Annotated in this window: 7 protein-coding genes and 1 pseudogene; 5 read left to right on the forward strand and 3 right to left on the reverse strand. The window is 62.7% G+C overall.

Annotated features, from left to right (window positions below):
- Together MOV75_RS24770 and MOV75_RS24775 are read right to left on the reverse strand one after the other, a co-directional pair.
- A partial coding sequence (locus MOV75_RS24770; RefSeq protein ID WP_247006771.1) for an FAD-dependent oxidoreductase occupies nucleotides 1–147 on the reverse strand: 147 nt, incomplete at its 3' end.
- 138 nt (nucleotides 148–285) lie between these two features.
- Nucleotides 286–2,973: an EAL domain-containing protein gene (locus tag MOV75_RS24775; protein WP_247006769.1), complete on the reverse strand. Its 2,688-nt coding sequence runs from the start codon at nucleotides 2,971–2,973 to the stop codon at nucleotides 286–288.
- A gap of 202 nt (nucleotides 2,974–3,175) precedes the next feature.
- Between MOV75_RS24775 and MOV75_RS24780 the strand changes: the two genes are divergently transcribed.
- Nucleotides 3,176–4,279 carry an NAD(P)/FAD-dependent oxidoreductase gene (locus tag MOV75_RS24780; RefSeq protein WP_247006770.1) on the forward strand — a complete coding sequence of 368 codons (1,104 nt, stop codon included), beginning with the start codon at nucleotides 3,176–3,178 and terminating at the stop codon, nucleotides 4,277–4,279.
- A gap of 109 nt (nucleotides 4,280–4,388) precedes the next feature.
- Here MOV75_RS24780 and MOV75_RS24785 read toward each other — a convergent pair whose 3' ends face one another.
- Complete coding sequence (locus MOV75_RS24785; protein ID WP_246930110.1) at nucleotides 4,389–4,568, reverse strand: YdcH family protein; 180 nt, start codon at nucleotides 4,566–4,568, stop codon at nucleotides 4,389–4,391.
- Nucleotides 4,569–4,899: 331 nt separating this feature from the next.
- Here MOV75_RS24785 and MOV75_RS24790 point away from each other — a divergent pair, with 331 nt between their 5' ends.
- The 4 genes and pseudogenes from MOV75_RS24790 to MOV75_RS24805 all read left to right on the forward strand — a co-directional run.
- Entirely contained in the window at nucleotides 4,900–5,106 is a 207-nt protein-coding gene (locus MOV75_RS24790) for a YdcH family protein (RefSeq protein ID WP_246930111.1), read from the forward strand.
- A 112-nt stretch (nucleotides 5,107–5,218) separates the two neighbouring features.
- A complete protein-coding gene (locus MOV75_RS24795; protein WP_246930112.1) occupies nucleotides 5,219–5,437 on the forward strand; it encodes a hypothetical protein in 219 nt (72 codons plus the stop codon).
- A 22-nt stretch (nucleotides 5,438–5,459) separates the two neighbouring features.
- Nucleotides 5,460–5,711 (forward strand): hypothetical protein, encoded by a 252-nt coding sequence (locus MOV75_RS24800; protein ID WP_246930114.1) that lies wholly within the window; start codon nucleotides 5,460–5,462, stop codon nucleotides 5,709–5,711.
- Nucleotides 5,712–5,744: 33 nt separating this feature from the next.
- Nucleotides 5,745–5,851: pseudogene (locus MOV75_RS24805) on the forward strand (sugar ABC transporter permease); the annotation flags it as partial.

Consider the following 5,851-nt stretch of genomic DNA (forward strand, 5'->3'; position numbering starts at 1 on the left):
GATCAGACGCGGTGTTGCCGACGACGCTGCGCCGCCGAGATCGCCCTGCTCGAACAGGATCACCCGCAGGCCGCGGCCCGCCGCATCGCGGGCGAGGCTGACACCGTTCAGACCGCCGCCGATGATCGCAAGGTCGTAATCCGCCATGAAGCCGTCGAGAAGGAGCGAAGCGCCCCATCATCACTAGAGCCATTTCCGTTCCGATGAAATCGGAACGGGGCGCTAGATTCTGGCTTTGACGCGTTTTCTTGACGCGAACCGGTATCCACTTAGCGCGAAAACGCTCTAACCGGTCTTGAGCGCAAGCTGCATGACCTCGGCGCGGCCGACGAGGCCGGCATATTTGCCGATCGGCAAGGGCTTGCCGAGCAGATAGCCCTGCACGCCGTCACAGCCCTCCTTGGCGAGGAAGGCGAGTTGCTCGACCGTCTCGACGCCCTCGGCGATGATCGACATGTCGAGGCCGTGGCCGAGATCGATCACTGCGCGAACGATCGCAGCCGATTGCGGGTTGCGGCCGAGATTGATGATGAAGGCGCGGTCGATCTTGATCTTGTCGAACGGGAACGCCTGGAGGTAGCTCAGCGATGAGTAGCCGCTGCCGAAATCGTCCATGGAGATCCGCACGCCGAGCGCCTTCAGGCGGCGCAGCAGAGCGAGGCCCCGGTCGAAATCTTCGATCAGCACGCCCTCGGTAATTTCCAGCTCGAGCCGGCCGGGTGCAAGGCCGGTCTCGATCAGGATCGAATGGACGAGGCCAACCACGTCGCCGTGCATGAACTGCGCCGGCGACAGATTGACCGCGACCTGGAGCGGCTTCGGCCAGGACGCCGCCTCGCGGCAGGCCTCGCGCAAGATCCACTCGCCCATCTCGACGATCAGGCCGCTCTCTTCGGCGATCGGGATGAATTCGGCCGGCGAAACCTGGCCGCGCACCGGATGCTGCCAGCGCGCCAGCGCCTCGAAGCCGATGATCTCGCTCTCGGCGACGCTGTGGCCCGCGGCCCCCTGCGGCTGGAAGGCGAGCGAGAGCTCGCCGTTCTTGATCGCCATCGACAGATCCTGGTGCAGCACGCGGCGATCGCGGATCTGCTGGTCCATCTCGGGCTGGTAGAGGCTGATCGTGCCGCGGGATTTCTGCTTGGCGCGGAACAGCGCCGCACCGGCGTTGGCGAGCAGCGAAGCGCCATCGCTGCCGTTGTGCGGGAAGACCGCCATGCCGGTGGTGGCGCCGGCGCGGACAGCGCGGCCGTCGATCTGGAATTCCCTTGCGACGGCCTCGCCGAGCTGCTGTGCCAGCGCAAGACCCGCGTCCGGCTGCTTGCCGTCGATAATCAGGCCGAATTCGTCGCCAGACAGGCGCGCCACCACACCGCCACGGGCGGACTCCTGGAGCCGCTGGGCCACCTCGACCAGAAGCTTGTCGCCGAGCGCATGGCCGAAGACGTCGTTGACCTCCTTGAGGCCGTCGAGGTCGACACAGAGGACTGCGAACTCCTCGCCGGTGCCTTCGCAGGCTTCGATCATCTGGGTCAGGGCCTGAAGGAAGGCGGCGCGATTCGGCAAATCGGTGAGGCCGTCGTGATAGGCCATGTGCGCCATGCGCGACTCGGTCTGCCGGCGGTCGGTGACGTCCTCGTGGGTCTTGATCAGATATTGCGGCTCGCCGGCATCATTGAGCACGGTGGCGCGGCGGGTCAGGAACAGCCGCAGGCCGTCCTTGGTGGAGATCGGATGCTCCTCGGTGATCATCCCGCGTTTCTTGATCGCGGCCTCGTCGCGCGCGATGATCAGCTTGGCTTCCTTGGGATTGAAGATGTCGGACGCGGTCAGGCCCGTGGCCTCCTCGCGCCGGCGGTTGAGGATCGTCTCCGCGCTGCGATTGGCGAGCAGATAGCGGCCGTCCTTGACCTGCTCGACGATCAGCGCCACCGGGATGTTGTCGACCACCAGATCGAGGAACTTCTTGGCGCTCTCCAGCTCCTTCGACAGGGAGCGGCGGTCTGTGATGTCCTCGAACACGAGCATCAGGAATTCGGGCTTGTTGTTCTCGTTGCGGACCACGATCCGGATCGAGGCGACCATGCGCCGCTCGCCGCCACGATCGACCTCGAATTCATTGCGGAATTGGCCGTCGGGTGAGTTGAGCGCTGCCCGATCGGTCGTCTCGATGGTGGCCGCCGAGCCGGACGCGAACAACTCGCGCGCATTCTTGCCGACGACATAATCGCGCGAGAATCCCCAGAACCGCTCATAGGCGCTGTTGGCGAAGATGTAGCGGCCATCCTCGATGTTCTTCGCGGCCACGCAGGCCGGCACGTTGTCCAGCACCGTTTCCAGGAACTGCTTGGTCGAGGCGAGCTGTCGCGACAGCTTGCGCTGGTCGCTGACGTCCAGATGCGTCGCCACCGAGCCACCGTTCGGCAGCACGAAATATTTCACCAGGATGGCGCGGCCATCAGGCAGTTCGGTGATCAAACCGTTGGGGCTCGCCGCCTTCTCGTAGAACTCGCCGTCGGAGACGCCCCCCAGCACGCCGCGCTTGCGTCGCAGCTCGAGGAGCTCGTAGCCGTTCATGTCGGCCCAGAGATCCAACCGCGTCAGGCCGTAAAGCTCGAGATAGCGGTCGTTGCAGAAGATGATGCGCCGCTGCGCGTCCGTCATCACCACGCCCTGGTTGAGATTGTTCATGGCGGAGGAGACGAAGGCGTTGCGCCGCAGCTGCAAGCGCCTGGTCCGGCGCAGCGAGGAATGGATCCAAAGTACGATCGCGGCGAGGAACGCGCAGACGACGATGCCCGTGATCAGGCCTTCCCAGACCACGTTGGGATCCAGCTGGCCGAGATAGCTCGGCGCGGCAAAACTGTCCGACAGCGCAAAGGCGCGCGCGGGCGCAACCGTGCCGGCCAGGCACACAACGGCCTGCACAGCAATCGGAAGCGTGCTGCCCTCGTGCCAGTTCTTCTCAGCCATCAGCCACCCGCGATTTCAACGTCGGATTGTCTGGCTTCACGGGTTTGGATCGGGTAAACGCCTGTACGCGCAACAGAAAAATGTGACGTGAAAAACGGCAATTGCCCTGACATGATAAATTCTTCCTTAACGGAAAACGGCCCCGCACCATTAGTCCCAGGCCTGATGTCACCGGCGCTTCCAGCGGACATCCTGCACAGCCATGGATAGGGTCGATTGCGTCGTCATCGGAGCCGGCGTGGTCGGGCTCGCGGCGGCCCGAAAGCTCGCCCAGGCCGGGCGCGAGGTCATCGTGCTCGAGGAGGCCGAGGCGATCGGCACCATCACCTCCTCGCGCAACAGTGAGGTGATCCATGCCGGCATCTACTACCGCGCCGGGAGCTGGATGGCGCGCATGTGCGTCGACGGCAAGCACGCGCTCTACCACTACTGTGCCGAGCGCGGCATCCCGCACAGGAATTGCGGCAAGCTGATCGTCGCGACCACCCCGCAGGAGACCGAGAAGCTGCAATCGATCAAGGCGCATGCCGAGGCCAATGGCGTGCTCGACATGCAGCTGCTCACCGGCGAGGCGGCCCGCGCGCTCGAGCCCGCGCTCGCATGCGATGCCGCGCTGCTGTCGCCGTCAACGGGCATCATCGACAGCCACGCCTACATGCTCTCGCTGCGCGGCGAAGCCGAGGCATCAGGCGCGGCCTTCGCGTTTCACACCCCGCTGATCCGCGCCAAGGCGGCGAACGGCCTCATCGAAATCGAAGCCGGCGGCGAGGCGCCAATGACGCTGCAATGCAGCCTCCTCGTCAACGCCGCGGGGCTCTCGGCGACGAATGTGGCACGCAACATCGACGGCATGCCGCTGGACCGGATTCCGCCGGCCTATCTCGCCAAGGGAAATTACTTCAGCTGCAATGCCAAGGCGCCGTTCTCGCGCCTGATCTACCCGGTGCCCGAACCCGGCGGGTTAGGGGTGCATCTCACTCTGGATATGGCAGGCCAAGCGCGCTTCGGCCCCGACGTCGAGTGGATCGAGACGATCAATTACGAGGTCGACCCGTCACGCGCCGAGCGCTTCTATCCGGCGATCCGCAAATACTGGCCGACACTGCCTGACGGCGCGTTGATGCCGAGCTATTCGGGCATCCGGCCGAAGATCGTGCCGCCTGCGGTCGCGACGCAGGACTTCCTGATGCAGGGCCCGCGCGATCACGGCGTCGCTGGCCTGGTCAACCTGTTCGGCATCGAATCGCCGGGACTGACGTCGTCGCTCGCGATCGCCGATCACGTCGCCGAGCTCGCAAGCACTTAAACCGCGCAAACATCTTTGCACGGTGCGCACCCTGCTGCAGGGATGAGCGCAAAGGCTCTCATCCCTGCGGGATAAGGGTACGATCAACTCTACGCTGTTACGGGGGTTACTAGTGGAGCGTGTTGCCTTGCCTCAGACGCTCGATCTGGTCCTTGACCATCAACTTCCGGCGCTTCAACTCAACAATTTGCAGGTCGTCTGTTGAAAGGTGCACGAGAGCTTCGTGCAATTCGTTTTCGAGAAGTTTGTGCTTCCGCTCCAATTCAACCAGATGTGCCTGAATTGTCATTCGAAACCTCCTCGGTAGGGTTGAACCTCAGGATTCGATCCGGACAACGAAGTCTACATCACCGATTCGTTCTGTCGATGGATATCCGTCATCACAGCTTCATTTTTGAAAATTCATATGTAACGAAGCGTGAGTAAAGGAACCGCGCGGGAAAAATCCATGATATCAATGCGCTTGCGCAGCGACGCTGCGATCGGCGGAAATATGTCGCTGGAGATCGGCGAACGGTGCTCGCAGATCGCTTGCGATCACACCGCGCAAGGACGATAATTTCCACAGGGCTTCCACAGCCTTAAATCTCACGCCTAATCGGTTTTCGGCCACCGCAGACATGACCAATGAAGACGAGCGTGAGCTCGAAGTCGAGCTCACCCGGTTGCAGCAGGAACACCGAGATCTCGATGCGGCGATCGATGCACTGCATCAATCGCCCGCCCCCGACCTGTTGCGGCTACAGCGATTGAAGAAGCGCAAGCTGTTGTTGCGTGATCGCATCGCGTTCATCGAAGACCAGATTACCCCCGACATCATCGCCTGATCTGCGAGCCGGCTTTTCGTCGAGCCACATGAATCCGCTTGACTCCAAAAGAACAAAATAGGAACATTTCAGCATCAGGAAACGCCTACGACGACTGACAAGGACAACGCAGATGTCTGCAACCGCCCTGCTCGACAACAGCCATTATGAACAGGCCTGCGATCAGGCGATCGCGATGTGCGACGGCAATTTGCGAAGCACCATCAAGGCGCTGATCATGGCGAACGAATATCTGGAAGCCGAGCTGGAAGAATTGCAGGCGGCGATTTCCGCCGGCTGCATTCCGGACGCCTCGCGTAGCAAGATGCGGAGCAAGAGCAGCGCCGCCTGAGTTTCAACATTGGAGCAACGCCATGTCGGACGTGACCTATTACGTTGCAATGCCCTTTTTGATGGATGCCGACGGCTCGCCTGTCGCAGGCGCAGCGGAAGAATGCCAGAGCTCGACGGCCGCGCTGCGGCGCGCCGAGCTCTTATCGCGGGGTGCAGGCCATATCGGCGCGGTCGCCTTCAGCCGCAGCGGGGATCCCATGACCGGCGAATTCGGCGACGCCACGCTGCTGCGCAAATTCGGCAACGTGCCCGAAGATCTCGCCACGCTGTAGAAGTCAGCTGCCGACCAGCCTGATCCGCGGCTCGTGCTCTATCCCGCTCTCTACTCGGTCCACCTCGCGACGCTGAACAAGGCGATGACCAAGTTCGTCGGCCTCAGCAACTTCACCTTCCTGTTCAAGCGCGAGACGTT

This window comes from Bradyrhizobium sp. PRIMUS42 (genome assembly GCF_023006515.1).
Lineage (GTDB): Bacteria > Pseudomonadota > Alphaproteobacteria > Rhizobiales > Xanthobacteraceae > Bradyrhizobium.